Here is a 1,338-nt window from a genome sequence, read left to right as displayed (position 1 = left end):
CTGGAGCAGCCCCCTGAAACGCCGGACACAGTCACCCACTTACAATAACGGGTAGACATAAGACTGTGTTGTTGACTAACACCAGGCAGGAAGTGATGGAAGTGTTGACGGGCCCGGAGCGCCGGCGGCGCTGGACGGCGGAGCAAAAGCTGGCGATGGTTCGCGAGAGTTTCGAACCAGGGAAGTCGGTTTCGATGGTCGCGCGGCAGCACGGCGTGAACCCGAACCAGCTGTTCCACTGGCGCAAGCTGTACCAGGATGGGAGCCTGTCAGCGGTCAAGGCTGGCGAGGAAGTGGTTCCGGCCTCAGAGCTGGCCGACGCGCTCAAGCAGATTCGTGAGCTGCAGCGGATGCTTGGCAAGAAAACTATGGAGAACGAGATTCTCCGCGAAGCAGTCGAGTATGGCCGAGCAAAAAAATGGATAGCGCACTCGCCCTCGCTGCCGGAGGACGACCAGTGAAACTGGTTTGTGAAGTTCTCGGCGTGTCGCGCTCGAACGTTTCGGCACGACTGTCGCGTCCGGCCACATGGCGAGATGGGCGGCAATCCAGGCAGACCGACGATGCGGTGGTGGTCGAAGAAATCCGCCGGGTTGTCGCCGATTTGCCCAGCTATGGCTATCGCCGCGTCTGGGGCACGTTGCGTAATGAACGCGTTGCCGCCGGACAGGTGCCGTTCAATGCGAAGCGCATCTATCGCGTCATGCGCACGCATGGTCTGCTGATGCAACGTCGTCCGACTCCGCCTCGGCAGCAACGCCGGCACGATGGCAAGGTGGCCGTGGCGTGCAGCAACCAGCGTTGGTGTTCGGACGGCTTCGAGTTCCGCTGCGACAACGGCGAACCGCTGCGCGTGACGTTCGCGCTGGACTGCTGCGACCGGGAAGCCATGAGCTGGGCGGCCACGACGGCAGGCCACAGTGGTGACATCGTGCGCGACGTGATGCTGGCTGCAGTGGAAAATCGGTTTGGCAACGAGCTGCATACACCGTCCGAAATCGAGTGGCTGAGCGACAACGGTTCGGGCTATACGGCCGACGATACACGCCGGTTTGCAGCGGCCATCGGCCTGAAGCCATTGACCACGCCGGTGTGCAGCCCCCAAAGTAACGGGATGGCCGAGAGCTTCGTGAAGACAATGAAGCGCGACTACGTTGCCTTCATGCCGAAGCCGGACGCAGCGACTGCTGCACGCAACTTGGCCATCGCGTTCGAGCATTACAACGAGAAGCATCCCCATAGCGCGCTGAAGTACCGCTCGCCTCGCGAGTTCCGGCGCTCAATGGATTCTGCAACCTTAGTGTGACGCTGTGTCCGGGATTACAGGGTCAACTCCAA

Annotated in this window: 1 protein-coding gene; it reads left to right on the top strand. The window is 61.3% G+C overall.

Translation table 11 applies throughout. The annotated features are described in order from the left end of the window. Positions 1–95: 95 nt before the first annotated feature. A protein-coding gene (locus tag DIE11_RS35950) for an IS3 family transposase (RefSeq protein ID WP_124489792.1) occupies positions 96–1,306 on the top strand; the annotation gives its coding sequence in 2 pieces (ribosomal slippage) (positions 96–411 and positions 411–1,306; 1,212 coding nt in all). Positions 1,307–1,338 lie beyond the last annotated feature (32 nt).

The sequence above is a fragment of the Burkholderia sp. Bp9012 genome, assembly GCF_003853825.1.
GTDB lineage: Bacteria > Pseudomonadota > Gammaproteobacteria > Burkholderiales > Burkholderiaceae > Burkholderia > Burkholderia diffusa.
The sequence above is the reverse complement of the archived record's forward strand: the minus strand, read 5'-3'. Positions and strand labels throughout refer to the sequence as shown.